The following is a 543-nucleotide window of genomic DNA, read 5'->3' as shown; positions in this document are numbered from 1 at the left end:
CGGTCGGTGCAACGGCGGATCTTGCCGAACCCGTTCATCCACGAGTTCATCCTCTCTACCACCCAACGTTTGCCGATCTGGACCGGGGCGGGCACACCCTTGCGGGCGATCTCGGCGTCGAAGCCCAGCTCATCGAGCAGGTCACGGCTCGGGCGGTTGTCGTAGGCGCGGTCCAGATGCGCGGTGACCTGCTCGGGCCAGCAGTGCCGCAGCTGGGCGCTGCACGCCTCGAAGGTGTCACGTAGCAGCGGTGAGTCGTGCCGGTTCGCGCTCGTGCCGGTGATCCCGAGCGGGATCCCGGCACCGTCCACACCGGTCGAGCGTTTCATCCCGCCCTTGCCGCGGTCGACCGGAGACCGACCGGCCCGGTCGTCGCCGCACGGCGCTTTCGTGATCGCGCCGTCGGCGCTGACGTCAGCCAACTCCAGGCCGACCATCCGGTCGTAGGCGTCCAGCGCCAGCTCATGAAGCTGCTCGCCCAGGCCGGCCTCGGCCCACGACCGTAGCCGCCGGCGGATCGTGCGGTCGGAGCAGCGGTCTGAG

At 70.0% G+C, this 543-nt stretch carries 1 protein-coding gene; it reads right to left on the bottom strand.

Translation table 11 applies throughout. The features are described from left to right. Positions 1-543 (bottom strand): transposase (locus ACNAW0_RS30580; RefSeq protein WP_416291513.1); only part of this gene is annotated, 543 nt, incomplete at both ends.

The sequence above is a fragment of the Micromonospora sp. SL1-18 genome, assembly GCF_047921505.1.
Taxonomy (GTDB): domain Bacteria; phylum Actinomycetota; class Actinomycetes; order Mycobacteriales; family Micromonosporaceae; genus Micromonospora.
This window is presented reverse-complemented; position numbering and strand designations above follow the sequence as displayed.